Below are 26,236 nucleotides of genomic sequence, written 5' to 3' on the forward strand. Positions count from 1 at the left end.
CAGACGTGGCAGACCCGAAGAAGGCCGACGACGGCCGGGACGAGTCCGAGGCCGACCGGCTGGACCGCAACTACAACGAGTTGCTGCAGGAGCTGCGGGTCGCCGAGACCGGGGTGCAGATCCTGTTCGCCTTCATGCTCTCGATCGCCTTCCAGCAGCGGTTCCAGACCCTGGACGACGTGCAGCGCACCATCTACGTGATCACGCTGCTGTTCTGCACGCTGTCGATCGCGCTGCTGGTGGCACCGGTGGCCTTCCACCGGCTGGTGTTCCGGCACGGGCTCAAGGACGAGCTGGTCCGGATCACCAACGCGCTGGCACTGGGCGGCACCAGCTTCCTGCTGCTGGCCGTGCTCAGCGGCGTCCTGCTGATCCTGGACTACGTGGTGGGACGCGGCTTCGCCGCCGTGGTCACCGCGGTGCTGGCCGTGCTGTTCGTCAGCCTGTGGCTGGTGCTGCCGCTGTCCCGGCTGCGCGCGGAGGAGAAGCGCTCCGGCTGACAAGTCCCGGAAAGTTACCGGTAGGGCCGGCGGGTGAGGCTGGCGTGCACCATGTCGGTCAGCGTCACGATGTCGAAGACCGGAACGCCGATCAACCGCTGGATGTCGCTGGCGAACGGCACCAGGTCGGTGCACTCGAGCACCACCGCCCCGAGCCCCGGGTCGCCGGCCAGCCGGCCGGCCACCGTGAGCACCTCGGCGCGCATCCGCTCGACGTCCAGCTCGGCCCGCCGGCCCTCCAGCATCACCTCGCGGAACTCCTGCTGGTCCTCCATGCCGGACACCCGGATCGGCACCGACTCCGCACCGATGGCGGCCAGGTGCCGGGGAGTGAGCGAGGCCTGCTTGGCGGTCAGCACGCCCACGTGCTGGCCGGCGGTCAGCATCCGGTGCACCATCGGCAGCTGCACCAGGCTGGAGGCGAACAGCGGCACGGTCACCGCGTCGGCGAGCTGCTGCTGGAACAGCACCAGGAAGCCGCAGCCGGTGGTGATCGCGCCGGCGCCGCGGGCCTGCAGCTGCCGGGCGGCCTGGCAGAACGGCTCGATCAGCGTCGGGTCTGCCTGGGTCACCACCCGCTCGGCGGTGGCACCGGCCACCACCTCGTAGATCACCGGGAAGCCGAAGGTGCTCGGATTGCGGATGTGGCCCGGGATCTTGGTGAAGATCGTCTCCAGGCCGATCACCCCGACCGGCTGGTCGGCCGGCCATCCCGCCGCGGTGCCGGCCTCCGCGGTCACGCCGAACCCCGGGACGAGAAGCGACCGACCTCGAACAACAATGCATCCATTGCCACATCCTGATCCGTGAGTAACTGCGCGACGAGCTCGCCCGCCGCCGGCGCCAGCGACATGCCGTTGTGGCCGTGCCCGGTCGCCACCGTCACGTTCGCCAGGCCCGGCGCCCGGCCCAGCAACGGCAGGCTGTCCGGCGTGCACGGCCGCAGGCCCACCCACACCTGCGGGTCGGCCGGCTCCAGCGCCGGCAGGTGCGCCCGGACTTCTGCCAGCATCCGGTCCACCCGGCGCCGGTCGATCGAGGTGTCCGGGCCGGCCAGCGCCAGGTCACCGGCGAACCGCAGCCCGCCGTCCAGCGGCCGGACCGCCACGGTGCCCTCGCTGAGCAGCACCGGATGCCGGGGCGCGGCGGCCGGCGCCTGCGCCGTGACGGCGTACCCCTTCACCGGCTGCACCGGTAGCTCCAGGCCGAGCTGGGCGGCCAGCCGGGGCGTCCAGCTGCCGGCCGCCAGCACCAGCTCGGCGGGCCGGAAGCTGGCGGTGCCGGTGTGCACCTCGCACACCCGGCCGGCCGTCACCCGCACCCCGGTCACCGCCGTGTGCGGCCGGATCTCGACCCCCCGCCCGGCCAGCGCGGCGGCCAGGTTGCGGCTGAAGGCCGGGGCGTCGAAGAAGCCGGCGTCCGGGTTGAACAGCGCACCGACGATCGCGAACTCGACGTCCGGTTCCAGCGCCGCCAGCTCCGCCGGGGTCAGCGCCCGCATCGGCACGCCGGCGGCGACCAGCTGCTCGATCCCCGAACAGGCCCGGTCGAAACCGGCCTGTGTCCGGTAGGCGTGCAGCATGCCGCCGGCGGTGAAGCCGGCCACCGGCAGCTCGGCCATCAGCTGCCAGCTGCGCCGCTTCAACGCCAGCATGCCGGCGGCGCTGCGCCGTACCCGCTCCGGCGAGCCCGAGCGCCGCAACTGCCGCAGCCAGCGCAGCCGGCCGGCGTCCAGGGTGGGCGGCAGTGCCAGCCGGTCGTCCGGACGCAGCTGCGAGCGCAGCCCCGCCCGCAGTGCGCCGGGACCGGCCAGCGGCACCCCGCCGGCCCCGAGGAAGCCGGTGTTGCCCGACGAGCACGCCGCCGGGTCGCCGATCGCGGCCTGGTCCAGCACCGTGACCGACCGCCCCGCCGAGGCGAGGAAGTACGCGCACCACAGCCCCGCCACCCCGCCGCCGACCACCAGCACGTCCGGCTCGGACGTGCCGGACGTGCTGGTTTCGGAGGCGTCGGGCACGGTGATCTCCGCGGGCCTGCCGGGGCCTACAGGGTGACCAGGTGGAAGGTGAACGGCAGGTTCAGCACCACCCGTTCCCAGATCTCGGCCTTGATGGCCACCCCGGGCTCGACGAAGGTGCCCGGCGGCGGCTCGGCGAAGCAGATGCTGGTGCGGCCGGCGTCGAAGAGCTGCGCGCCGTGCCCGAAGTCGCCGACCAGCGCGCTGCCCGGCGGCACCAGCCGGGTCCGGACGATGAAGACCCCGTTGTCGTCCAGGGTCTGCATCAGCCGGCCGGTCTCCAGGTAGCGGTAGTAGTCCTGCGGGTTCATCACGATGCCGTCGGCGGTGCAGCCGATCTGCTCCACCGCGTCGCAGGCCGCCAGCAGGCCGGAGCCGAACGGTGCCGCAGCGGTCAGCCGGCCGATCTGCGGCATGTTCAGCAGGCCGCCCGCACCAGAGAGCAGCGTGTGGTTCTCCGCGGTGCCCAGCCGCATCACCAACCGGGCGTTGAGGAAGGACTCGAACGCCACCGGGTCCTCGGCCAGTCCCGGCGGCAGCTGCACCCACGCGGTGGTGGACTCGAGTTCCGGGATGGGCGAGGCGTGGAAGTGGTTGGCCAGCTCCCGACGCTCCTGGCCGTACAGCACCGCCGGGTCGTCTGGCTGCCCGGCGCTCTCGTGCCAGTACGCCTTGCGCTGCTGCTCGGACAGGTACACCACATTCTTGAACAGGTACCGGGTCGGGCGGCGCGGCTTGCGCCGGGTGCTGCCCAGCGAAGCCGTGACGGTGTAGTCGAGCTCAAGGGAGGCGTCCTGCCCGTCCCGCTGGTAGGCCTCGACGAACAGCCGCCCGGCGGAGGCTGGCTGAACAGGGGCCGGCTCGGTGATCGCTCCGGCCATTGATTCGGTGCTGTGCATGGGTTCCTTTCGTCCCGGGTCTCGCACCGGCGCTCAGGCCGGCTTGCGGGCGACGAAGATGCCCCAGCCGAACTCGCCCCGGTCGATCGCGAGCTCGATCTCGTCGCAGGACTCGGCGAAGCCCAGCATCCAGTCCCGGGCCGCGGTGTCGTCGGTCTGCTCGGCCCGCTCCCGCGCCGCCTTGCCGATCACCCGGTAGGTCTGGCGGATCTGCGGCTCCAGGTTGCGGGCGTGGGTGACCACGAAGCCGGCGTCGGTCAGGGCCTGCTGGTAGCCGAGGTAGGAGAACCCGTTGTTCCAGCGCACCCGGTCATAGACGTGCTTGCGGCCCCGCTCGCTGATGTCGGTCTTGGGCTGCAGGAAGTCGGAGAAGGCGAACACGCCGCCCGGCTGCAGCACCCGGAACACCTCGGAGTGGGTCTTCGGCTTGTCCGGGATCAGGCACAGCGAGTCCTGGCTGACCACGTGGGTGAAGGTGTTGTCCTCATACGGCATCGCGGTCGCCGAGCCGTGGGTGAAGTTGACGTTCAGGCCGGCCTTGTCCCCGGTCAGCAGCCCGCGGGCGAAGTTGATCCGCTCGGTGGACAGGTCCAGGCCCTCGCCACGGCAGTCGAACCGCTCGGCCAGGTACAGCAGGAACGGCCCGCAGCCGCAACCCACGTCCAGCACGTAGGACGAGGCGTTGATGCCGGCCTCGTCGGCCACCACCTCCGAGGTGCGGGCCGCCGCGGCCTGGTAGTCGGTGTCGTCCTCGCCGAGGAAGTAGCCGGTGTGCAGCACGCCCGAGCTGTCCCAGAAGTCCAGGTAGGTGCGGGTGGTCTGGTCGAAGAAGCTCTCGACGTCCTGCTCGGTGAAGGACTGGCCGGTGGTGGTCATGATTTCCCTTTCGTCAACGGGGCATGCTCGCGGGGGGCCGAACTGTGGTGGGAGGCTTCGGTGCTAGGTGAAGGTGTCGGGGGCGGTGCCGGTCAGGTGGGCGAGCTCGGGCCCGACCACGCCGGCGCCGCCGTCGACGAGGTGGACGCCGCCGGTGACGAACGAGGCCCGCTCGCTGGCCAGGAACGCCGCCACCGCGCCGATCTCGTCCGGGCGGGCCAGCCGGCCCAGCGCGCTGTGCGCGCCGATCGCCGCCAGCCGGGCCTCAATAGCGCTGTCGCCGCTTCCGCTGTCGGCCAGCCGGGCTGCGGCCCGCTCGATCGGCGGGGTGCGTACCGTGCCGGGCGCCAGCACGTTGACGGTGATGCCGGTCGGCCCCAGGTCGGCGGCCAGCCCCTGGGCGAAGCGCACGATGGCGGCCCGGGTCATGCCGGACAGCACCAGCGGCGCGATCGGCTGCACCGCGGTCTCGGAGGCCACGAACAGCAGCCGTCCCCAGCCGGCCGCCCGCAGGTGCCCGAGCGCGGCCAGCGCCAGGTTGATCGCCGGGTAGAGCACCCGCTCCACCGCCGCCTGGTAGTCCGCCAGGGTGAACCGGGTGGCCGGGCCGATCGGCGGGCTGCTGCCGCTGACCAGCACCACGTGCAGGGCGCCGTAGTCGGCCGCCACCTCCTCCACCCATCGCCGGGCGGCGTCGGTGTCGGTCAGGTCCAGGCTGGTGCCGGTGATCCGGCCGCCGCGGGCCAGCTGCTGCAGGTTTGCCACGGCAGCCTGCAGCCGCTGCGGGTCGCGGGCCCCGATCGCCACGTGCGCGCCCTCGCGGGCGAGTTCGGTCGCTACCGCCAGGCCGATCCCGCTGGACCCGCCGGCGACCAGCGCCACCTTGTTCTCAAGTCCCAGATCCAACGGTCCCGTCCTCCAAAGCCGGCTCGGCCGCCGGCGCTGCCGGAACGGTAGCGGGCCGGAGCGGGTGAGCCGGAACCCGCAGGCCGCCGGTGGTGCGGTAGCCGTAGCGCCAGGCCATCGGCCAGGCCACCACCGCGGTGGACAGCCGGGCCAGCAGCGGCAGGCCCTTGCGCCAGGACTCGTCCTTGGGCCGGATCACCGTCTCGCCGTGCCGGAACCGGTCCGGGTTGCCGGTCACGGTGTGGTTGGTGTGCAGCGTGACGGCCTGCCCGTGCACCGGGTTGCCGGCCGGGTCGGCGCCGCACATCCGCAGCAGGGTGTCGACGGTGCCGGCCGGGTCGGCGATGAAGTCCTCGTAGCGCAGCAGCATCGACTGCTCGGGGTAGTGGCGCAGGATCGCCCGGGATGCGATGTTGAAGGCCCGCCAGTAGGCGGTGTTCTTGCCCGCCGACATGGTGTAGACGTAGTCCTTCGGGGTCCGCCAGGAGTTCGACACCGCCATCGGGTCGCGGACCAGGTGCACGAACACCGTCCGGATGCCGGGCAGCCGCGGCAGCACGGCCGCCTCCCCCGGGATCTTGGTGGTGTCCACCAGCACCCGCGAGCCGGTCTGGGCGGCCACCGCCCGGTAGACGCCGGCCATCAGCTCGGCGTGCTCCTTCAGATCAGTGGAGTCGGTCGAGTTCAAGCCGTTGCGCATGATCCGCCAGGTGTGCCGGGTCCGCGCGGACGAGCGCTGCCGCCGGATCACGTTGCGGGCATGCTCGGCCGGCGTCATCCCGGCCGGCCGGCCGACCGGCAGGATCTGTGACCACACCGGGCACTCGGGCAGCGTGGCGCCGCAGCCACAGAGGTTGTTCACCCCCAGTCCGGAGGAGTTCTTCCAGAGGAAGTGGATCTCGCCGACGTGGAAGAAGCCCGGCACCTCGTTGAGCACGTTGCCGAGGATGGTGCTGCCGTTGCGGCACCAGCCGGTGATGCACAGCACGGTCAGCTCGGAGTTCTCCGGCCCGGGGTTCTCCTGCTCGGGATTCTCCCGCTCGGGGTTCTTCTGCTCGGGGTGCACCGTCGCCGAGGCCTGCGCCGCGGGGTCTGTCACTGGTTGTTCCATCCCGGCCACCTAGGCCACCGTCACGGGCTGATCGCTCGGCTCGGCGATCAGCAGGGCCATCACCGCCGACACTCCGGCACAGCAGGCGCCGACCACGAAGACGGCCTCGTACCCCAGGACACCGGCGATCACGCCGCCAACCGGGCCCCAGACTGCCACGCCCAGGTCCCAGAAAGAGGTGTATGCGCCCAGCGCCGCACCCTGCTGGGTTCTGGCCGTGCGGTTCATCACCATCAACGCCAGCGACGGGTGCAGCAGCGAGAAGCCGACGCCCATCACCACGCTGCCGAGCAGGGCGATGAGCAGGTTCGGCGTCACCGCGATGATGAGCAGGCCGATCGCCTCGCTGACCGCGCACACGGTGGCCACCCGCCGCGGGCCGTACTTGTCGGGGAACCGGCCGATGAACAGCCGGGTGCCGGCATAGACCAGGCTGAAGCAGCTGAGCACCACCACGCCGGAGCCGATCCCCCGGTCGTCTAAGTGCAGCACCACGAAGGCGGCCAGCGCCGCGTAGCCGCCGGCGGCCAGCGCGAGCGCCAGGCCGGGGGTCAGCGCCGGACGCAGCATCAGCCCGGTCTTGCTGCGCGGGCCGGTCGGGCGGGCCGGCGCGGGAGCCGAGCTGATCAACGCCAGCCCGACCAGCGGCGCCACCGTGCACAGCGTCCAGACCGCGGAGTAGCTGATGTTGTGCAGCAGCGCGCCGAGGAAGGTGCCGGCCGAGATGCCGCCCCACATGCTCACCCCGTACAGCCCGATCAGCTGGGCACGGCGGCTGTGCGGCGCCAGCGAGACCACCCAGACCGCGCCGGCGGTGAACAGCGCCGCCTCGCCCACCCCCAGCATCAGCCGGTCGAGCACCAGGCCCGCCAACCCGATCGGCAGGAAGTAGGCCAGACCGCCGAGCGCCACCAGCACCGCGCCGACCTGCATCACCAGCCGGTTGCCCCGGTAGTCGGCCTGGCCGCCGGCCAGCGGCCGGATCAGCAGCGCGGTCAGCGCGGTGGCGGTGACCACCAGGCCGACCAGGAAGTCCGAGGCGTCGTAGCGGTCCCGGACGAAGCCGGGCAGCACCGGAATGGCCGCGGTCAGCCCCAGGTAGCCGCAGAACAGCCCGCCGAACGGGCCGGCCAGCGCCTTGCGGGGCAGTGCGTCGGTATCGGTTACTGCCGTCATCGCGCCGATTGTGCTCCCCGCTCGCAGCGCTGGTTCTGCACCCGGGCGATCCGGCGGACCGCGGTGATCAGGTGGTCGCAGTCCTCGGGTTCGAGGGTGGACGACAGTGCCACGTCGACGGCGTTGTCCAGGTAGCCGGCGGTGACCGGCAACTGGGCCTTGATCTGGTCCACCTCGGCATCCGGGAACAGGAACCGCCAGTTCCAGAACGCCCGGACGTTGGCGTCCCGGGCCGAGCCCAGGTTGCGGGCGTCGATGCCCTCGGCGCACAGCGCGTCGGCGAACCACTGGGCCTGCCCGTCCGGCACCCGGAAGATGAACGCCTCGCCCAGGTAGGCGCCCGGCGCGACCGGCTGCCGGATGAAGATGCCTTCGACATCAGCCAGCGCGGTGGCGACGTAGTCGTAGTTGCGGTGGAAGCGAGCCAGCCGCTGCGGCAGCCGGACCAGCTCCGAGCGCAGCAGCGCCGCCCGGATCTCGTCCATCCGCAGGCTGAGCAGCGGCAGCGTCAGGTCGGTCTCCAGCGGCGGTGGCCCGTCCGGGAAGTGCCGCGCGACCCGGTTCTCATAGGCACCTGCCAGCACCACCGAGCGGGCGTAGAGCGCGCTGTCGTTGGTGAGCAGGAAGCCGCCCTCACCGGAGTTGAGCGACTTGTCCGACTGGGTGCTGAACCCGCCGGCCAGCCCGAAGGTGCCGAGCTGGCGGCCGTTGAGCTCCGCCCCGAGGGCCGGCACCGCGTCCTCGAACAGCGGCACCCCCATCTCGGCGGCGAAGTCGGTCAGCGCCTCGACGTCGGAGGCGAAGCCGCGCATGTGCACCACCAGGATCGCCTTGATGTCGGGGGTCCAGCGCCGGCGGAGGTCGGCCAGGTCGAGGTGCAGGTCCTCGGTGACCTCGATCAGCAGCGGTGTGCAGCCGGCCATCACGATGGCGCTCGGAGTGGCGACGAAGGTGAAGCCCGGACAGGCGATCAGCGAGCCCGGCGGGATGCCGGCCGCCAGAATCGCCAGCGCCAGGGCGGCGGTTCCGCTGGTGACGGCGAGCGCGTGCTTGGTGCCGAAATAGTCGCACAGCTCCCGTTCTAATTGCCCGCATTCGGTTTCGGCGTACGGGCGATAGTCATACCGGAAGTACAAATGACTGCGGATTGCCCGGAGCGCGGCTTCCTCGTCCTCGGGCTGGACGAAAACCGCGCCCTTGTCGTAGGTGGGCCACGGAGTGTCGCGGACCGGCGTACCGCCGTCGATCGCCAGCGGGACTTCCGGATCGCCCACTACAGCCGGCCGGGCGATGAGCTCCTCGTTGACGGTCACCCTGGATGCTCCTAACTCATCGGTCATTCCTGGCCGGAGAGGGCCGGGCGAGACAGCCGGCCGCGCGCCACATGCAGTCACTCCACGGTTCTCCGCGGAGCGGATGCACGGGCTCGACGCGCGTGGTGCTGACTGCCCAAGGAATACTTCAGGTAACGCAGTGACGAGGCCCGTGACCCGCCACGCTGCTCATGATTGTGGACAATTGCTGACCGGTCAACGACGTGGCTATAACAACTCTTTGTCTACATCTGGTGCCGCCGGCTGGCTACACCCGCGCCGCCTGCTGTCTACATCCGATGCGCGGTCTATTTGCTGGAAATCAGTTGATATCCAGCGGACTGCCGGAGAAGTGCGCCAGCAGGTCGGCGGCGTCCCGGTAGGTGGCCACCGCGCCGGCTTCGCGCAGCTCGGCGGCACTGGTGCCACCGGACTCCACGCCCACGCACTTCAACCCGGCCTTGCCCGATGCCTGCACATCCCACACCGCGTCGCCGACGAAGACGGCGTTGCCCGGTTCCAGGCCGGCCTTGTCCAGCGCTACCTGCACGATGTCGGGGTCGGGCTTGCTGCTGTCGGCGTCGTCGGAGCTGGTGGTCGCGTCGATCATCTCGTCGAGGTCGAGCACCCTGGTCAGCACCTCGAACTCGGGCTTGCTCGCCGAGCTCGCCAGCACCGTGACCAGCCCGGCCTGGTGGCAGTGCCGCACCAGCTCGCGGGCGCCGGGCAACAGCCGCAATGCCGGCCAGTAGGTGGCATACACCGCGTCGTGGCTGGCCTTGAGGTCGGGCAGTCGGTCGTCGGCCGCGCCATCGGTCACCTCGTGCACCAGGTTCTCGGCCCCCATCCCGACCGCCCGGTGAATGCGCGCCATCGGCACGTCCAGCCCGGCGTGCCGGAACGCCTGCCACCAGCTCACGGCGTGCAGGTAGCTGGTGTCGACCAGGGTGCCGTCGATGTCGAACAGGACTCCACGCCGGACGCTCACGGTGGCTTCCTCTCTGTTGCCTTCCTCGTCGCCATCTTGCCCTGTCGCCGGACCGGCCGGTCAGCCGCGCACCGTCGATCAGCCGCGCACCGTCGGTCAGCCGCGCACCGTCCGGGACTGGCCGTCCAGCCGGACGGTCAGGCCGGCCGCGTCCAGCCGCTCCAGCAGCGGCAGCGCCACCCGCCGGGTGGTGCCCAGCGCCTGCCGAGCCTGGCTGGCGGTGAACGGCTGCGGCAACGCCCGCAGCACGGCCATGGCACGTTCCAGGGCGTCCGGGGCCACCACCAGGTCCGGAGCCAGCCGCAGCACCCGGCCGGTCCGGGCCGCGGCGGCCAGGTCCCGGATTCCCAGGCCCAGTTCGGCGAGCTCGGTGCGCTCCGGCGCGTCGAAGGGATTGCGGGCCAGCCGCTCGTCCACCAGCCGCAGCGATCGCTCGGCCGCCCCCAGGGCCGGGGCGGTCTCCGGCCGGCTGATCCGGCCACCCTCGGCCCGCAGCCCGCAGCCGGCGACCAGGTCAACCAGCAGCCGGGGCTCCGGCAACCCGACGGCCTGCCGGGCGGCCTCCTCGCTGATCTCCGGATGCCGGGGGTCGGCGGCGGCGTGCCGGTCGACCGCGGCCAGCAGGGCGTCCTGCCAGCGCTGCCAGGCGTCCGGGTCGATCAGCCAGTCCCCGCGAACCAGCAGGCCGGCGGTGTCGGCGACCGGGATGCCGAGCATCGCCATCCGCGCCCGGCTGGCCGCCCCGCGCCGGCGGACCTGGCCGGCCAGGGTGGTGGCGGTGCCGCCGGCGAGCTCCGCGCCGCGGGCCTTCGCAGCACCCCGGCGGGTCAGGGCCGGCGGGTCCGGGTCGAGCACGCACACCCCGGCGGTGACGCTCTGCTCGCCGGGATCGCGCAGCACCGCCCGGTCGCCGGCCTGCACCGGGATCGGCCGGGCCAGGCTGAGCCGGGCGGTGACGAGCCCGCCAGCGGCGGGCTCGCCGGCGGGGTCGAGCAATCGCAGCCGGACCGGGATCGAGGCCGAGCCGATGTGCAGCACCTGCTCGACGTGCGGCTCGGCCAGCAGCGGGTCCAGCGCCACGTCCAGGGTGTCGCTGGCCCACCAGGCGCCGGGGGTGAGCAGGCAGTCCCCCCGCCCGATCGCGTGCCGTTCCACCGAGCGCAGGTTGACCGCCACCCGGGCCACCGCCTCGACCTGCTCGGCCCGGCTGGCCAGCCGCTGCAGCCCGCGGACGGTCACCGGCCGGCCGGCCAGTTCCAGCTCGTCGCCGACCGCGACCCGGCCGGCGCCCAGGGTTCCGGTGACCACCGTGCCGCTGCCCCGGACGGTGAATGCCCGGTCGATCCACAACCGGACTCGCTCGTCCGGATCGGGTGCCGGCAGGCCCTCGACCAGCCGCTGCAGCCCGGCCCGCAGCTCGTCAAGACCCACCCCGGTCTCGGCCGAGACCGCCAGCGCCGGCACCTCGCCCAGGCTGGACCGGGCCACCCGCTGCCGGGCGTCGGCCAGCACCGCCGCGGTCTGCTCGGCGCTCGCCAGGTCGGTCCGGGTCACCGCGATCAGGCCGTGCCGGATGCGCAGCGCGTCGACGGCGTCCAGGTGCTCCGAGGTCTGGCGCCGCCAGCCCTCGTCGGCGGCCACCACCAGCAGCACCGCCGGCACCGGGCCGACCCCGGCCAGCATGTTGGTCACGAACCGCTGGTGGCCCGGCACGTCGACGAAGGCCAGCTGCTCGCCGGAGGCCAGCGTCGTCCAGGCATAGCCGAGGTCGATGGTCATGCCGCGGCGGCGCTCCTCGGCCCACCGGTCCGGTTCCATGCCGGTCAGCGCGCGGACCAGCCGGGACTTGCCGTGGTCGACGTGGCCGGCGGTGGCGATCACCCGCATCAGCCCGCGGCTCCAGTTGCCGGGCGGGTTCCGTCGTCGGCGTCGTCCGGCTGGCCGTCGGTCAGGGCGCGGGCGGCGGCCCGGACGGCGTCGGTCAGGGCGGCGTCCTCGGCCTCCTCGACGCAGCGCAGGTCGAGCAGGCACCGGCCGCGTTCCAGCCTGCCGATCACCGCCGGCCGGCCGGTCCGCAACGCGGCGGCGAACGCCTCGGGCAGCGCCACCGCCCAGCCCGGCAGCTCCAGGCCGGGCGCGCCGCCACCGCCGACCGCGCCGGCGCTCGGCACCACCTCGGCACCAGTCTCGGCTCGCAGCGCGGCGGCCACCCGCTCGCAGCGACGCCGCAGCTGATCCGGATCGGCGTGCAGGTAGCGAGCGGTCGGGGTGGCGGGACCGGCGATGCTGGCCTCCAGCGCGGCCAGGGTGAGCTTGTCCACCCGCAGCGCCCGGGCCAGCGGATGCCGGCGCAGCCGCTCCACCAGCTCGGCGGTGCCGAAGACCAGCCCGGCCTGCGGGCCGCCGAGCAGCTTGTCCCCGCTGCAGGTCACCAGTCCGGCGCCGGCCTCGAGGCTGCTGGTGACGTCCGGCTCGTCCGGCAGCAGGGCATCCGGGTGCAGCAGGCCGCTGCCGATGTCGGCCACCACCGGCACTCCCAGGGTGGCCAGTTCGGCGATGCTCGCCCCGGACGTGAAGCCCTCGATCCGGAAGTTGCTGGGATGGACCTTGAGCACGCAGCCTGTCTGCGGGCCGACCGCGGCAGCGTAGTCGGCCAGGCCGGTGCGGTTGGTGGTGCCGACCTCGCGAATCCGGGCGCCGGTGGTCTCGATCAGCTCCGGAAGCCGGAAGCCGTCGCCGATCTCGACCAGCTCGCCGCGGCTGATGACCACCTCGCGGCCGGCGGCCAGCGCGGTGATGGCCAGCAGCAGGGCGGCCGCGCCGTTGTTGACCACCAGCGCTCTGGCGGGGACCAGTTCCTCGAGCGCGGCCAGCGTTCCGCGGCCGCGGCGGGCCCGCCGGCCGGTGCCTAGGTCGAATTCGACGTCGAGGTAGCCCGCCGCCCGCTGCATCGCGTCCACCGCCGGTGGCGAGAGCCGGGCCCGGCCCAGGTTGGTGTGCAGCACCACTCCGGTGGCGTTGAGCACCGGGGTCAGGGAGCTCGCCGCCTCCGGCAGGCCGGCCAGCACGGCGGGTACCGCCTGGTCCGGGGGGAGGTCGCCGTCCCGGATCAGCTGCTGGACGGCGAGCACTGCCGCCTTGACCCGGGCGTGGCCCAGCCGTCCGGCGACCTCGACCAGCCGGGGGTCGGCCAGCAGCACGTCGGTACGGGGCACCAGCCGGCGCGGATCGGTCACCGGCCCTCCCCTCCTGCCGTCCGGCGGATACCGGGCGCGCGCAGCCGTCTGGCGGAGACGGACGGGAATCGAACCCGCCAAGCCGAGGTACTCGACTTCACCGGTTTTGAAGACCGGGGCGCCCACCAGGAACGCATACGCCTCCGCCAGCCACGCTAGCGGTCCGTGACGGGTGCCGGTGATCAGCCCGGACGATTAGCCTGGACGGGGTGACTACCACGAGCTACCGGCTGACCCAGTACGCGCACGGCGGCGGCTGTGCCTGCAAGATCCCGCCCGGTGAGCTGGAGGACCTGGTCGCGGGCCTGATCAAGCCCAGCTCGGAGGACCTGCTGGTGGGCCTGGACGGCGGTGATGACGCCGCCGCGGTGCGCATCAACGGTGCTACCGCGGTGCTGAGTACCGCGGACTTCTTCACCCCGGTGGTGGACGACGCCTACGACTTCGGCCGGATCGCCGCGGCCAACGCGCTGTCCGACGTCTACGCGATGGGTGGCCGGCCGGTGCTGGCGATCAACCTGGTCGGCTGGCCGCGCGAGGTGCTGCCGGCCGAGCTGCTGCGCGAGGTGCTGCGCGGTGGCGCCGACATCGCCGCCGAGGCCGGTTGCCCGGTGGCCGGCGGGCACAGCATCGACGACCCGGAACCCAAGTACGGCATGGCGGTCACCGGCGTCGCGGATCCGGCCCGGCTGCTGCGCAACGACGCCGCTGTCGCCGGCACGGCGATCACGCTGACCAAGCCCCTCGGGGTGGGAGTGCTCAACAACCGGCACAAGGCCACCGGCGAGGTGTTTCCCCAGGCCATCGCCTCGATGGTGACGCTGAACCGGGATGCCTGCGCCGCCGCGTTGGAGGCCGGGTTGGCCGCCGCCACCGACGTGACCGGCTTCGGGCTGCTCGGCCATCTGTACAAGATGGCCCGGGCGTCCGGGGTGACCGCGGTGATCGACGCCGCCGCGGTGCCCTATCTGGACGGTGCCCGGCAGGCGCTGGCCGACGGCTTCGTCAGCGGCGGCACCCGGCGCAACCTGGACTGGGTCCGGCCGCACCTCTCGTCAGGGGTGGCCGAGGACGAGCTGTTGCTGCTGGCCGACGCCCAGACCAGCGGCGGCCTGCTGCTGGCCGGCGAGATCGCCGCCGGCGGCACGGTCATCGGCGAGTTCGTGCCGCGCGGCGAGGCCGTCCTGCGGGTTCGCTGAAGCCGGCGGAACTCAGGCGCCAGCGGTCTCGCCGCGTTCGATGCGCTGCCGTTGTGGCAGCACGGTGTACTTCGGGTCCCGGGCCGAGGCCTGGCCGGCTTCGAAGATGCCGAACCGGGTGCACACCGAGCCGGCCAGCAACGCCGCCCCGGATACCGCCGCGGCAATCCGGCTGCGCCGGGCCAGCAGCGAACCGGCGGCGCCCATAGCGGTCAGCGCCTTACTGGCCCGCATCAGCGTTCCGCCGAGGCCCTGATGCAGTGGCTCGGCGGTGACGCCCATCGAGGCCTCCATCGCCCGCTCCGCGCCCAGCTCCAGTAGTGCGCCGCCGAGTGCCAGCCGGCGGGCCGGCCCCGCCTCGGACACCGGCGCCAGCAGCATGCCCAGCCCGCCGGCGGCAGCCGATGCCGAGCCGACGAAGACGAACGGCAACTGCTTGCGGGATGCGCTCCAGGTCGGCGTCGAGGTGTTGGCCAGCAGCGCCGCCGTATACGAGGCCACCGCGGGCGCGACCAGCGCGGCGCCGACCCCGGCGGGCCCGGCCAGCCGGCCGAGCAGCCGGACCGGTGGGCGCACCGAGCACGGCAGCCGGTCCACTACCGGCACCAGCAGCTCGGCGGCGCCGGCCAGCCCGGCCAGCGGCCCGTACCCGGTGAGGATCCAGGTGCCCACCGACATCGGCGAGGTCGGCTTGGCGACCCGCAGCATGTTGACGAACCGGGCCGGCCGGCCCAGGTCGTGCACCAGGGCGGCGAAGCTGACGCTGATCGCGCCGAGGGCCGAGACCCGGCCGGCCCGCCGCAGCACCGGACGGCCGGTCAACCCGGCACCGGCCCCCAGCAGGGACGAGCCCGCCGCCAGGCCGCCCAGGAACAGGTAGGCCGGGATGTCGGCCTCCCACGGCGAGGCCTTGACCACCGGCCGGCCGTAGTAGGAGGTGAACACCGCGTCCGGCACCATCTGGTGCTCGTCGCGGCGGCGCCTGCCGACCCGGCCGCGGCGCCCGGCGGGAGCGGCACCATTCCGGACCGACGGATCCAGCCGCCCCTCGGCATGCAGCTCGGCGCGGTGCTCGGTCATCGCCGCCCGCCTCGACCGACGAAGGCCGCCACCGCACCGGCCAGCATGCCGGCCGCGGCGAGCGCGGCGTGCCGCCACAGCTGCGGCAGGTCGCGGGTCGGCACCACCGGGTCCGGCGGCAGGCCGTAGACCTCGGGTTGGTCCAGCAGCAGGAAGAACGCGCCGGAACCGCCCACCCCGTCGTCGGAACTCTCGCCGTACAGCCGTGCCTCGGAAACCCCCTGGGCGTGCAGCGCCTCGACCCGGGCCGCGGCCCGCTCGCGCAGCTCGTCCAGGTCGCCGAACTGGATCGACTCGGTCGGGCAGGCCTGCGCACAGGCCGGTTGGTTGCCCGCCCCCAGCCGGTCATAGCAGAGCGTGCACTTCTGCGCGATGCCCACGTTCTTCTGGCCCTGCTCGCCGATCCGGCGGTCGATCACCCCGAACGGGCAGGCCGGCACGCAGTAGCCGCAGCCGTTGCAAATGTCGTCCTGCACCACCACGGTGCCGAACTCGGTACGGAACAGCGAACCGGTCGGGCAGACGTCCAGGCAGCCGGCGTGCGTGCAGTGCTTGCAGACGTCCGACGACATCAGCCAGCGGAACTCGGTGGCCGACTCCGGGCTCATCGACTCGCCCGGCTTGACGGTGCTCGGCATGCCCAGGCTGACCGTGTTGGACGCCGGCGTCCGGGCCTGCTCGATGAACGCGACGTGCCGCCAGGTCGAGGCCGACAGCGAACCGGTGTTGTCGTAGGACGAGCCCAGCAGGTTTAGCCCGTCCTCGGGCACCCCGTTCCATTCCTTGCAGGCCACCTCGCAGGCCTTGCAGCCAATGCACACCGAGGTGTCGGTGAAGAATCCCTTGCGCGGCTGGGGCTGTTCCCAGCCGGCGTCGGCGGCCGGGTCGGAGAGCGGACCGGACAGGCTCGGCATCAGTCCTCCTGCGATTCGCTCGGCGTCGATTCCGCGGTGCCCGCAACACCGACCGGTGTGCGCTTGGTGTTGCCGGTCTCGACGGTGATGCCGGCCCGCCGCCGGTAGTCCTCCACGAAGCGCAGCAGCGCCGGTCCGGTCGGCCGGCGGCCGGGACGGATGTCGCAGCTGGCGACCTTGCTCTCCTGGATGTGCACGTTCGGATCGAGGGTGACCCCGAACAGGTCGTTGGCCGAGTCGCCGGACACCACCGCCGAACCGCCCACCCCCCAGTGGTAGGGCAGGCCGATCTGGTGGAACTGCTTGCCGTCGATCACCAGCGGCACCACCCGTTCGGTGACCAGCACTCTGGCCTCGATGGCGGTGCGGGCGGTGACGATGGTCGCCCAGCCCTGGTGGGTGAGCCCCCGCTCGCGCGCCAGCTGCGGCGACACCTCGCAGAAGAACTCCGGTTGCAGCTCGGACAGGTAGGGCAGCCACCGGCTCATGCCGCCGGCGGTGTGGTGCTCGGTGAGCCGGTAGGTGGTGAACAGGTACGGGAAGACCTCGGCGTGCGGCTCCGGCGGCGAGGGGTTCTGCAGGTTGTCCGGCCGCGGGTAGACCTGCCGGGTCGGGTTGGCCTGCTGCCGGTACAGCGGGTTGCGCACCGGCGACTCGGCCGGCTCGTAGTGGGACGGCAGTGGTCCGTCCAGCAGGCCTTCCGGCGCGTACAGCCAGGCCTTGCCATCGGACTGCATGATGAACGGGTCGTCACCGGCCAGCCCGGCGGGCCCGGGGGTGCCGGGCTCCGGACGGTAGGACGGCGCCTTGTCGGCCACGAAGTCCGGCACGTCGTGACCGGTCCACTTGCCCTGCTCGGCGTCCCACCAGACGTAGGCCTTGCGCTCGCTCCACGGCGTGCCGTCCGGCGCGGCCGCGGCCCGGTTGTACAGGGTGCGCCGGTTCATCGGCCACGCCCAGCCCCATTCCGGGGCCACCCAGTTCTGCTCCTTGCCGGGCTTGCGGCGGGCCGCCTGGTTGATCCCGTTGGCATAGACGCCGCAGTAGATCCAGCAGCCGCCCGAGGTGGAACCGTCCGGCTTCATCTCGGTGAAGGAGTTCAGCGGCTGGCCGGCCTTCTCGCCGGTCAGGTGCACGCCGTTGATCTCGCGCAGCACCGCGTCGGCCGACGGGTCGCCCTCGGCGTCGAGCGGGTAGTCCCAGGTCAGGTCCAGGATCGGCCGGTCGCGCTCGTCAGTGGAACCGGCCAGCCGCTCGCGGATCTTGCGGCCCAGGTGGAAGAAGAAGTGCAGCTCGCTGCGGCAGTCACCGGGCGGCGGCACCGCCTTGTGGTGCCACTGCAGCATCCGCTGGGTCTGGGTGAAGGTGCCGTCCTTCTCCACGTGCGAGGCGGCCGGGAAGAAGAACACCTCGGTGTCGATGTCGGAGGTCTTCAGCTCGCCGGTCTCGATCTCCGGGCTGTCCTTCCAGAACGTGGCCGACTCGATCAGGTTCAGGTCGCGCACGACCAGCCATTTCAGGTGAGCCATGCCCAGCCGCTGCATCTTGCCGTGCGCCGAACCGACCGCGGGGTTCTGCCCGAGCAGGAAGTACCCCTCGACCTTGTCCTCCAGCATGTCCATCACGGTCTGGTACGTGCCGTGGTCGCCGGTGAGTTTGGGCAGGTAGTGAAAGGCGAATTCGTTCTCGGCCGTCGCCGCGTCGCCCCAGTAGGCCTTCAGCAGGCTGACCGTGTAGGACTCGGCCTCCGACCAGAAGCCCTTCTGGTCCTTGCTGCGGATGGTGTCGAGGTAGGAGGCCAGGTCGTCGTGCTCGCCGACCTTGGGCATCGGCAGGTAGCCCGGCAGCAGGTTGAACAGCGTCGGGATGTCGGTCGAGCCCTGGATGCTGGCGTGCCCGCGCAGCGCCAGGATGCCGCCGCCCGGCCGGCCGATATTGCCCAGCAGCAACTGGATGATCGCCGCGCCGCGGATGTACTGCACCCCCACGGTGTGGTGGGTCCAGCCGACCGAGTACACCCAGGCGGTGGTGCGCTCGCGTCCGCTGTTGGCGGTGACCGCCTCGCAGACCGCGAGGAAGTCCTGCTGGGACACCCCGCAGACCTGCTCGACGAGTTCGGGGGTGTAGCGGGCGTAGTGCCGCTTGAGAACCTGGAACACGCACCGGGGATGCTGCAGCGTCTCGTCGCGTTCCACCTGCGCGTGCTGCAGTTTCGCGCCGTGGCCGCCCATCTCGTGGCCACCGCCCCGTTCGCTCTGCGACACCTCGCTCTCGTTGCCGCTCCCGCCTGCGCCGGCGTCGTCGGCCTGCGAGCCGGACTCGCCGCCGGTCGCGGTGCGCTCCGAACCGGCGGCCGCGTGACCCTGGTCCTGGCCCTGGTAGGTCCAGGACGACGTGTCGTACACGCCGGTCTCCGGGTCGTAGCCGGAGAACACCCCGTCCAGGTCATCGACGTCAGTGAAGTCCTCGCGCAGCAGGGTGGCGGCGTTGGTGTAGGCCAGCACGTAGTCGTGGAAGTACTTCTCGTTGCTGAGGATGTAGTTGACGACCCCGCCGAGGAAGGCGATGTCGCTGCCGGCCCGCAACGGCACGTGCTGGTGGGCCAGTGCCGAGGTGCGGGTGAACCGCGGGTCGATGTGGATGACCCGCGCGCCGCGCGCCTTGGCCTCCATCACCCACTGGAACCCGACCGGATGGCACTCGGCCATGTTCGAACCCTGGATGACGATGCAGTCAGAGTTCTGCAGGTCCTGCAGGAAGGAGGTGGCGCCGCCACGTCCGAACGAGGCCCCCAGACTGGGGACGGTGGCACTGTGTCAAATACGGGCCTGGTTCTCGATCTGGATCGCACCCAGAGCGGTGAACAGCTTCTTGATCAGGTAGTTCTCTTCGTTGTCCAGGGTCGCCCCGCCGAGCGCGGCGATGCCGGTGGTGCGCCGCAGCGGCCGGCCGTGCTCGTCGGCCTGCTGCCAGGTGCGCGAGCGGCTGGCCAGCACCCGGTCGGCGATCATGTCGGTCGCCGTCTCCAGGTCCAGCGGTTCCCACTCGGTGCCGCCCGGACGCCGGTAGAGCATGGTGGTCTGCCGGCCGGGCGAGTTCACCAGTTGCTCGCTGGCCGAACCCTTCGGGCACAGCCGGCCCCGGCTGACCGGCGAGTCCGGGTCGCCCTCGATCTGGATGACCTTGTCGTCCTTGACGTACACCCGCTGGCCACAACCGACCGCGCAGTACGGACAGATGCTCTTGACCATCCGGTCGGCGGTCTCGGTGCGGGCCGTCCAGTGCTCGGCGGAGTGCTTGGACTGCGCCGCGGTGCCGCGCCCGAGCGGGTCACCGTCGCTGAGTTGCCGCAGCACCGGCCAGGACAGCAAGGCCTTGCGCACGTCCATTCGGTAACTCCTCCCGGGCACCCGAATTCCACATTACCGAGCTGTCAATGGCCCGGCGCGGCGGGCGGTACGGGGGTCAGGAGCCGGCCGCGGCGCGAAGCTTGTCCAGCAGCGGCTGGGCGACCTTGTCCAGGAACTCCTGCTGGTTCTCGTTACCCACCTGCACCAGGGCGACGTCGGTGAAGCCGGCTTCCCAGAACGGCCGCACCGACTCGACAAGCTCGTCGAGGTCCGGCCCGCAGGCGATCGAGCCCGCCACGTCCTCGGGCCGGACGAACTGGCTGGCGGCCTCGAAGGCCGCCGGGGTGGGCAGGTCGGCGTTCACCCGCCAGCCGCCGCCGAACCACCGGAACAGCTCGTGCGCCCGGGCGATCGCGGCGTCCTTGTCCGGACCCCAACAGATCGGTATCTGGCCGATCTTGCGGCTCGCCGGCAGGCCCAGCTCGGTCCGGCTGCGGTCCCAGCCGGTGACCAGGTCGGCCTCCGGCTCGACGGCGATCATGTGGTCGGCCAGCGGGGCGAACTCGGCGATCGAGCGGTCGCCGGACACCGCGATGGCCAGCGGCACGCCGCCGTCGGGCAGGTCCCACACCTTGGCCGAGTCGACCCGGAAGTACTCGCCGACCCAGGTGGTCAGCTCGCCGGTGTGCAGGGCCCGGATGATCTGGATCGCCTCGGCGAGCATGTCCTGCCGGACGGCCGCCACCGGCCAGCCGTCGCCGACCACCACGTGCTCGTTGAGGTTCTCTCCGGACCCGAGCCCCAGGGTGAACCGGTTGTCCGACAGCAGGCCGAGGGTGGCGGACTTCTGGGCCACCACCGCTGGGTGATAGCGCATCGTCGGGCAGGTCACGTAGGTCATCAGGTCGACCCGTTCGGTCACGGCGGCGACCGCACCCAGCACCGACCAGGCGTAGGGCGAGTGGCCCATCGCGTCCAGCCACGGGAAGTAGTGGTCGCTGGACACCTCGAAGTCGAAGCCGGCCTGCTCGGCGGCGACGGCGTAGCGCACCAGTTCCTTCGGCCCGCTCTGCTCGGTCATCAGGGTGTAGCCGAAACGTGTCATGAATCCACTACTACCCACCCGGTGCGGGCTTGGCAAACCTCGGCAAAGCAGCCGCCGTCGCCGTGTTCGGCCGTTATCCCTCATCCCGGGGGCTGAGCCCAGGTCGTGCCGTCGGAGCCGGGCAGCGGGATGACCTCGATCCGTTCCGCGAGGCAGACGTCGAGCAGGTCGGGGTCAGCGGTGGCCAATGGTCGGCGCACGACTCGTGCGGTCTCGGCGGCGATGCAGTCGGCCATGCTGATCGGGCAGCGGGTGCGGTGATAACGACGAGCACGAAGGCGTCCTGCCGCGTTGCCGGTCCTCGCTTCGACCGGGATCGCATCGATGAGTCCGAGCTGCGCCAGGTCCAGGACGGCGTCGTCCTCTTCGGCGTTGGCAAGGCGCACCAGGTGGTCGAGCACTTCGGCCAGCCCGACAGCGGTCAGCGCGGCGTCGCCGGCCTCCAGCAGCGGGCGGACATGATCGGCGGCCGGTTCGTCGCGGAGGTAGGCGATAACGGCGTAGGCGTCGAGAACGGTCACCCGCGGCGCCGGGGCGCCGAGTCCTCCGCACGGCGGGCCGCGCGCCGCGCCGCGCCACTGTCGGGGCCCTTGTCGGCGTACTTGCCCTGCAGCATGGTCAGAGCATCCTGGGCATCGACGGCGGGGCGCATCACGACCCGGTCCCCGAGGTCGACCACGACTACCTTTCGGGTGCCCCAGCGGGCTCGGGTGGCAGCCGGGATGCTGACCTGACCGTTGCGCGAAATCGTCATCACATGCTCTGCCGCCGTCATCTCTTCATTGTATGACTAGCGGAGGACGTTGTATATCGTGTCCGCTCGGTCACTCGATAGCTATGGACTCAGGCGGTGCTGGAGGTGCTGCCGGACCGGCCGGCGAACCCGGTGGGCAGCTCGGCCACCGCATCGGCCGGGTCGAGGGCCGCCGAGTGGCCGGGCACCGTAAGCACGTCGGAGTCGGTCAGTCCGCGCTTGACGATGGCCAGCGCCACCGGGCCGAGCTCGTGGTGCTGCACGGCGGTGCCGACGAAGCCCACCGCCCGCCCGTCGCGCTCGACCGGGCTGCCCGGCGCCGGCAGCTGCTCGGAGTCGCCGGACAGGTGCAGCAACACCAGCCGGCGCGGCGGCTTGCCGAGGTTCTGCACCCGGGCCACCGTCTCCTGACCGCGGTAACAGCCCTTGTCCAGGTGCACCGCGGAGCCGATCCAGCCCGCCTCGTGGGCCAGCGTCCGGTGGTCGGTGTCCAGGCCCAGCCGCGGCCGGCGCCGTTCCACCCGCAGCGCCGCGGCGGCCCAACTGCCGACCGGCTCGGCGCCGGCGGCCCGCAGCCGATCAGCCATGGCGGCAAGCTCGGCCCGCAAGACGATCAGGTCCAGCGGCCCACCGGGCGACAGCGCCGGACGGACGAAGCCCTTGCCCGGCAGCGCGATCCCGCGGTCGACAGGCACCGGCAAGCCGGCACGTTCCAGTACCGCGGCGGCGTCGGGCCCGAGCAGCGACAGCACCGCGTACTCGGCGGTGACCACCGCCGGTTCCACCCGCTTGAGGAAGCGCATCTTGAGCAGGTAACCCAGCACCTCGTCGCCGGCGTGCGGCTCGGTATCGATCCAGACCTGGCCGCCGAGCTCGGTGAGCTGCCAGTGCTGCTCCACATGCCCGTTGGGGGAGAGCACCAGCGCCTCGGTGGACTCGCCGTCGGCCAGCGCGCTCACATGCTGGGAGCAGATCGCGTGCAGCCATTCCAGCCGGTCGAGCCCGGGCACCACTAAGACATCGCGGTGTGAGTTGTCCAGCAACCCGGCGCCGGTGGCAGCCCGGCGCTGCTCGCCCAGCGGGTCGCCGTAGTGCCAGGCGGTGCCGGCGTCCGGGCCGCCGGCCTCGACGGCACCGGGCCGGTCCAGCAGCGGTGAGCGGTAGTCGGTCATCGTGGTCCTCCGGTAGCGCGGGCCGCACAGTCGGCGCAGGTGCCGAACACGGTGAAGTGCGAGCGGTCCAGCATGAAGTGCTGCTCGGCCAGCAGCTTGGCGGCCAGCGCGTCGGTCAGGTCGGCGGGCAGGTCCACCACCGACGAGCAGGAATGGCACACCAGGTGCACATGGTCGTCACCGGCCAACCGGTAGGACGGCGCGCCGTGGCCCAGATGGGTATGGGCGAGCAGGCCGATCTGCTCGAGCACCTCGAGCGTGCGGTACACCGTGGTCAGGTCGATCTCGGGAACCGCCTCGGCCACCTGGTCAGGAGTGGCATGCACCAATTCGGTCACGGCAGCCATAACGCGCCGGCGCTGCGGGGTCATCCGCAGGCCGCGCTCGTGCAGCCGGCTGGCCAGCGAATCCGGCGGCGCGGCGGGTCGGCGAGTCATGGTCGCCCTCCAGGGTAGGCGTCGCGGCACGAACCGGGCACCGGAAACGACATGGCGCGAAATGGGTGGCCTAATGGGTGTCTGCGTCGTAGATTAGTGCTTGTAATGGAAAGGAGGTGGTCCAGAACTTGATGCGCTCTCGGACACCTGAGGAGGTTGCCGGCTAGTCCGGTGATCCCTGAAACCCCGAGTCGCCGGGCTTGTCCGACCGGCAACAGGTCCACCGTGGACCGGCTCGGGGTTTTAACTGCCCGGACACTCCCCGAGACAGCTCAGTCCCGGGTCAGGGTGGCGTTGAGGTGCGGCCGGTAGTCCCCGGGCGTCAGGGCCAGCTCCTGGACGTAGCTGAGCTGCTCGCCGGTCAGCGCGTACAGCCGCCGTTCGCCGGCGATCTGCTTGGCCGAGGGGGTGAAGCCCACCCCGGACGCGGCCAGCTCCCACCTGGCGTCACCGGCCACCCCGGTGAACACCTCGACGATGCCGACCGCGGTGGCCAGCACCAGTTCCAGCTCGTCAGTAGTGCCGGCACCGCCGGCACCCATCCGCAGGAACCCGTTCTCCCGGAACGCCGGGCGCAGCACCGAGCCGTCCGGGTTGAGCAGCCAGGTGCGGGACTCGTACGACAGGAACGGCCGGCCGTCGTGGGCGAAGCTCACCCGCTGGGCGTAGCGGAACTGCTCACCGGTGGCGGGCTTGGCGCCGTGGCCCGATCCCGACCAGCGCCCGACCAGCGGCAGCACCGCCAGCAGCGCGGAGTTGAGCTCCGGGCCGGACCGCAGGTCGGTGGTGTCGGCAGGCTCGGGGACCGCCGGGTCGTCGCCGGCCGGGCGAGCCTGATCAGGAGGCTGGGACACCTACTGCTGGCCCGCGTACAGCTTGCCCACGATCAGGGCTGCCATCCCGGCGATCGCCAGGAAGGCGACGATGAGCAGGATGATGAAAAACGCCTCCATGGAAGGACAGGGTAGTCGCTGTGGACATCTCACCCCGCACGCTGATCGTCAAGTGCACCGCCGGCGCCGACGAACCGGAGCGGTGCGCGCAGGCCTTCACGGTGGCCGCCACCGCCACCGCCGCCGGTGTGGACGTCTCGCTGTGGCTGACCGGCGAGGCGGCCTGGTTCTCACTGCCCGGCCGGGCCGAGAACTTCGTGCTGCCGCACTCGGCGCCGCTGGCCCAGCTGCGGGACGCGGTGCTGGAACTGGGCACGCTCACGGTGTGCACCCAGTGCGCCGAGCGGCGCGCCATCACGCCCGGCCAGCTGATCCCGGGCGTCCGGATTGCCGGGTCGGCGAGCTTCGTCGACGAGATCCTGCAACCGGACGCCCAGGCGCTGGTCTACTGAGTCAGGACAGCTGCAACGAGGCTTCGACCAGGCCGGGCCCGGCCGCGTCGACCTGCCGGCGCACCGAGCCGGAGTTGTGCATCACCGACAGCGTCCAGTCGCCGGGGGCGGCGAAGAACCGGTAGTCCCCGGTGGCCGAGGTCAGCACCTCGGCGGTGAACTCGCCGCTGGCGTCGAGCAGCCGGACGTAGGCACCCGGCACCGGCGCGTCGTCCTTGGAGACCGTTCCGTAGATCACGGTCTCCTTGGTGATGTCCACGTTCGGGGGCAGCGTGGGGGTCTGGGGCGGGGCTCCGCACATTCTTGCTTCTCTTCCTCTTCGTGCGAGCGCTCATCGGTCGCTCGCTCCGGTCTCACTCGCTGGCGCTCGCTGCGATCCTCGCGAGCGCGGCTCAGCCCTTCTCGATCGGGACGCCGATCAGCGAGCCGTACTCGGTCCACGAACCGTCGTAGTTCTTGACGTTGGGGTGGCCGAGCAGCTCGTGCAGCACGAACCAGGTGTGGCTGGAGCGCTCCCCGATCCGGCAGTAGGCGATGGTCTCCTTGCTGGTGTCCAGGCCCGCGTCGGCGTAGAGCGTGGTCAGCTCCTCGTCGGACTTGAAGGTGCCGTCCTCGTTGGCCGCCTTGGACCAGGGCACGTTCACCGCGGTCGGGATGTGGCCGCCGCGCTGCGACTGCTCCTGCGGCAGGTGCGCCGGGGCCAGCAGCTTGCCCGAGAACTCGTCCGGCGACCGGACGTCCACCAGGTTCTTGACGCCGATCGCGCCGACCGTCTCATCGCGGAACGCGCGGATCGACAGGTCCTGGTCCTGGGCGTGGTACTGCGTCGCCGGCCGGGTGACCTCGTCCTTGCTCAGCTCGCGGCCCTCGAGCTCCCACTTCTTCCGGCCGCCGTCGAGCAACGTGACCTTGTCGTGGCCGTACAGCTTGAAGTACCAGTACGCGTACGCGGCGAACCAGTTGTTGTTGCCGCCGTAGAGCACCACGGTGTCGTCGTTGCTGATGCCCTTGGCCGACAGCAGCTTCTCGAAGTCCGCCTTGCTCACCGCATCGCGCACCACGGGGTCCTGCAGGTCGGCCTTCCAGTCCAGCTTGACCGCGCCGGCGATGTGGCCGGTGTCGTAGGCGGTGGTGTCTTCGTCGACCTCGACGATCACCACGCCGGGGGTGTTGAGGTTCTGTTCGACCCAGTCGGCCGAAACGAGCGCTTCTGAGCGGCTCATGAGTTATTTCCTCCTTGATCGGTAGGAAGATCTTCGACGGAAACCGCCACGGAGGGTCCTCCGGTCGCGGTTGCGGAAAGCACACAGCGAACTGGTGGGCAGTCGCCGACGGACGCCGGCCTGGGCTACCCGATCAGAGGAAGGGACACAGCGCGCTGCCGACGCGGCACAAGTCCACGGCGCGGCGAGACGTCAGCAACTGGCCCATGGTTGCTCAGCCTAGTCACCTACGGCGGACCGGCCAAGTGCCGGGCGCGGGCTCAGCCGGAGAGCGCGTGCACCAGGACGTAGCCGGCCGGCGTGCTCAGCGCCATCGTCATCAGCACCGCCGCCACCGGGCGCAGCCGGGCAGCGCGCCCGACGGGGGCCTCGGCGCCTGCCGGAGCCAGGCTGGTGTGCACCCCGCTGAAAGCCGCCCCGATGGACAGCAGGCACGCCACCGCCGCGATCGAGGCCCCGACGAAGGCGCCGCGGCCACCGGCCAGGTCGATCACCCGGTGCAGGCCAAGCGCCCCGACCGCTGCTCCGGCCAGCACCCCGACCACCACGGCGGGCAGTCCGCGATCGACCTCCGGGTCGAACCGGGGCGCCGGAAGGACCGCGTCGGTGAAGTGGGCTGCCACCAGCCCGGCGGT

General features: G+C 71.8%; 26 protein-coding genes, 1 tRNA gene and 1 pseudogene. 3 read left to right on the forward strand and 25 right to left on the reverse strand.

The window, feature by feature from the left end:
- The first annotated feature begins 5 nt into the window (after positions 1-5).
- Positions 6-500 (forward strand): DUF6328 family protein, encoded by a 495-nt coding sequence (locus VLJ82_RS12190; protein ID WP_408663626.1) that lies wholly within the window; start codon positions 6-8, stop codon positions 498-500.
- 14 nt (positions 501-514) lie between these two features.
- Here VLJ82_RS12190 and VLJ82_RS12195 read toward each other — a convergent pair whose 3' ends face one another.
- The 12 genes from VLJ82_RS12195 to VLJ82_RS12250 form a co-directional block, all read right to left on the reverse strand.
- Positions 515-1,240: an aspartate/glutamate racemase family protein gene (locus VLJ82_RS12195; protein WP_408663627.1), complete on the reverse strand. Its 726-nt coding sequence runs from the start codon at positions 1,238-1,240 to the stop codon at positions 515-517.
- Positions 1,237-2,517, reverse strand: coding sequence for an NAD(P)/FAD-dependent oxidoreductase (locus VLJ82_RS12200; RefSeq protein ID WP_408663628.1), 1,281 nt, complete (start codon positions 2,515-2,517; stop codon positions 1,237-1,239). The genes VLJ82_RS12195 and VLJ82_RS12200 overlap by 4 nt, the downstream gene beginning before the upstream one ends.
- 26 nt (positions 2,518-2,543) lie before the next feature.
- Positions 2,544-3,398 carry a family 3 encapsulin nanocompartment shell protein gene (locus VLJ82_RS12205; protein WP_408663629.1) on the reverse strand — a complete coding sequence of 285 codons (855 nt, stop codon included), beginning with the start codon at positions 3,396-3,398 and terminating at the stop codon, positions 2,544-2,546.
- Between the two features lie 51 nt (positions 3,399-3,449).
- Positions 3,450-4,292, reverse strand: coding sequence for a class I SAM-dependent methyltransferase (locus VLJ82_RS12210; protein WP_408663630.1), 843 nt, complete (start codon positions 4,290-4,292; stop codon positions 3,450-3,452).
- Positions 4,293-4,355: 63 nt separating this feature from the next.
- Positions 4,356-5,198: an SDR family NAD(P)-dependent oxidoreductase gene (locus VLJ82_RS12215; protein WP_408663631.1), complete on the reverse strand. Its 843-nt coding sequence runs from the start codon at positions 5,196-5,198 to the stop codon at positions 4,356-4,358.
- On the reverse strand, positions 5,182-6,297 hold the full coding sequence (locus VLJ82_RS12220) for a sulfotransferase (protein WP_408663632.1): 1,116 nt from the start codon (positions 6,295-6,297) through the stop codon (positions 5,182-5,184). Before VLJ82_RS12220 ends, VLJ82_RS12215 begins: the two co-directional genes overlap by 17 nt.
- Before the next feature lie 21 nt (positions 6,298-6,318).
- Positions 6,319-7,485 (reverse strand): MFS transporter, encoded by a 1,167-nt coding sequence (locus tag VLJ82_RS12225; RefSeq protein WP_408663633.1) that lies wholly within the window; start codon positions 7,483-7,485, stop codon positions 6,319-6,321.
- The gene (locus VLJ82_RS12230; RefSeq protein WP_408663634.1) at positions 7,482-8,798 is read right to left on the reverse strand and encodes a DegT/DnrJ/EryC1/StrS family aminotransferase; all 1,317 of its coding nucleotides are present in this window, start codon (positions 8,796-8,798) and stop codon (positions 7,482-7,484) included. Before VLJ82_RS12230 ends, VLJ82_RS12225 begins: the two co-directional genes overlap by 4 nt.
- 322 nt (positions 8,799-9,120) lie before the next feature.
- Positions 9,121-9,786 carry an HAD family hydrolase gene (locus VLJ82_RS12235; protein ID WP_408663635.1) on the reverse strand — a complete coding sequence of 222 codons (666 nt, stop codon included), beginning with the start codon at positions 9,784-9,786 and terminating at the stop codon, positions 9,121-9,123.
- Positions 9,787-9,882: 96 nt separating this feature from the next.
- The gene (gene selB / locus VLJ82_RS12240) at positions 9,883-11,673 is read right to left on the reverse strand and encodes a selenocysteine-specific translation elongation factor (RefSeq protein ID WP_408663636.1); all 1,791 of its coding nucleotides are present in this window, start codon (positions 11,671-11,673) and stop codon (positions 9,883-9,885) included.
- Positions 11,673-13,022 carry an L-seryl-tRNA(Sec) selenium transferase gene (gene selA, locus VLJ82_RS12245; protein ID WP_408663637.1) on the reverse strand — a complete coding sequence of 450 codons (1,350 nt, stop codon included), beginning with the start codon at positions 13,020-13,022 and terminating at the stop codon, positions 11,673-11,675. Before selA ends, selB begins: the two co-directional genes overlap by 1 nt.
- Positions 13,023-13,071: 49 nt before the next feature.
- Positions 13,072-13,167 (reverse strand) — tRNA-Sec (locus VLJ82_RS12250).
- Between the two features lie 64 nt (positions 13,168-13,231).
- Between VLJ82_RS12250 and selD the strand changes: the two genes are divergently transcribed.
- Positions 13,232-14,221: a selenide, water dikinase SelD gene (selD, locus tag VLJ82_RS12255; protein ID WP_408663638.1), complete on the forward strand. Its 990-nt coding sequence runs from the start codon at positions 13,232-13,234 to the stop codon at positions 14,219-14,221.
- Between the two features lie 12 nt (positions 14,222-14,233).
- Here the strand turns inward: selD and nrfD are convergent, their stop codons facing one another.
- The 9 genes from nrfD to VLJ82_RS12300 all read right to left on the reverse strand — a co-directional run bounded on the left by nrfD (position 14,234) and on the right by VLJ82_RS12300 (position 23,887).
- Positions 14,234-15,301, reverse strand: coding sequence for an NrfD/PsrC family molybdoenzyme membrane anchor subunit (nrfD, locus tag VLJ82_RS12260; protein WP_408663639.1), 1,068 nt, complete (start codon positions 15,299-15,301; stop codon positions 14,234-14,236).
- A complete protein-coding gene (locus VLJ82_RS12265; protein WP_408663640.1) occupies positions 15,298-16,215 on the reverse strand; it encodes a 4Fe-4S dicluster domain-containing protein in 918 nt (305 codons plus the stop codon). Before VLJ82_RS12265 ends, nrfD begins: the two co-directional genes overlap by 4 nt.
- Entirely contained in the window at positions 16,215-19,604 is a 3,390-nt protein-coding gene (fdh, locus tag VLJ82_RS12270) for a formate dehydrogenase (RefSeq protein WP_408663641.1), read from the reverse strand. Before fdh ends, VLJ82_RS12265 begins: the two co-directional genes overlap by 1 nt.
- Before the next feature lie 76 nt (positions 19,605-19,680).
- Positions 19,681-20,670, reverse strand: a complete 990-nt coding sequence (locus VLJ82_RS12275; RefSeq protein ID WP_408663642.1) for a TIGR03557 family F420-dependent LLM class oxidoreductase — start codon at positions 20,668-20,670, stop codon at positions 19,681-19,683.
- An 80-nt stretch (positions 20,671-20,750) separates the two neighbouring features.
- Positions 20,751-21,191, reverse strand: a complete 441-nt coding sequence (locus VLJ82_RS12280; protein ID WP_408663643.1) for a PIN domain-containing protein — start codon at positions 21,189-21,191, stop codon at positions 20,751-20,753.
- Positions 21,188-21,445 (reverse strand): AbrB/MazE/SpoVT family DNA-binding domain-containing protein, encoded by a 258-nt coding sequence (locus tag VLJ82_RS12285; protein ID WP_408663644.1) that lies wholly within the window; start codon positions 21,443-21,445, stop codon positions 21,188-21,190. Before VLJ82_RS12285 ends, VLJ82_RS12280 begins: the two co-directional genes overlap by 4 nt.
- Positions 21,446-21,513: 68 nt before the next feature.
- Complete coding sequence (locus VLJ82_RS12290; protein ID WP_408663645.1) at positions 21,514-22,596, reverse strand: YgfZ/GcvT domain-containing protein; 1,083 nt, start codon at positions 22,594-22,596, stop codon at positions 21,514-21,516.
- Positions 22,593-23,033, reverse strand: a complete 441-nt coding sequence (locus VLJ82_RS12295; protein WP_408663646.1) for a Fur family transcriptional regulator — start codon at positions 23,031-23,033, stop codon at positions 22,593-22,595. The genes VLJ82_RS12290 and VLJ82_RS12295 overlap by 4 nt, the downstream gene beginning before the upstream one ends.
- 272 nt (positions 23,034-23,305) lie before the next feature.
- Positions 23,306-23,887 (reverse strand): FABP family protein, encoded by a 582-nt coding sequence (locus VLJ82_RS12300; RefSeq protein ID WP_408663647.1) that lies wholly within the window; start codon positions 23,885-23,887, stop codon positions 23,306-23,308.
- A gap of 119 nt (positions 23,888-24,006) precedes the next feature.
- Here VLJ82_RS12300 and VLJ82_RS12305 point away from each other — a divergent pair, with 119 nt between their 5' ends.
- Positions 24,007-24,378: a DsrE family protein gene (locus VLJ82_RS12305; RefSeq protein ID WP_408663648.1), complete on the forward strand. Its 372-nt coding sequence runs from the start codon at positions 24,007-24,009 to the stop codon at positions 24,376-24,378.
- Position 24,379: 1 nt separating this feature from the next.
- On the opposite strand, the gene VLJ82_RS12310 is transcribed toward VLJ82_RS12305, so the two are convergent.
- From VLJ82_RS12310 to VLJ82_RS12325, 4 genes and pseudogenes are all read right to left on the reverse strand, one after another.
- Positions 24,380-24,679: a DUF1416 domain-containing protein gene (locus VLJ82_RS12310; RefSeq protein ID WP_408663649.1), complete on the reverse strand. Its 300-nt coding sequence runs from the start codon at positions 24,677-24,679 to the stop codon at positions 24,380-24,382.
- Between the two features lie 91 nt (positions 24,680-24,770).
- Positions 24,771-25,601 carry a sulfurtransferase gene (locus VLJ82_RS12315; protein ID WP_408663650.1) on the reverse strand — a complete coding sequence of 277 codons (831 nt, stop codon included), beginning with the start codon at positions 25,599-25,601 and terminating at the stop codon, positions 24,771-24,773.
- Between the two features lie 133 nt (positions 25,602-25,734).
- Positions 25,735-25,809, reverse strand: a complete 75-nt coding sequence (locus VLJ82_RS12320; protein ID WP_408663652.1) for a putative leader peptide — start codon at positions 25,807-25,809, stop codon at positions 25,735-25,737.
- Between the two features lie 52 nt (positions 25,810-25,861).
- Positions 25,862-26,236: pseudogene (locus VLJ82_RS12325) on the reverse strand (hypothetical protein); the annotation flags it as partial.

Origin of the sequence: Jatrophihabitans sp., assembly GCF_035474675.1 — a bacterium.
Taxonomy (GTDB): domain Bacteria; phylum Actinomycetota; class Actinomycetes; order Mycobacteriales; family Jatrophihabitantaceae; genus Jatrophihabitans_A.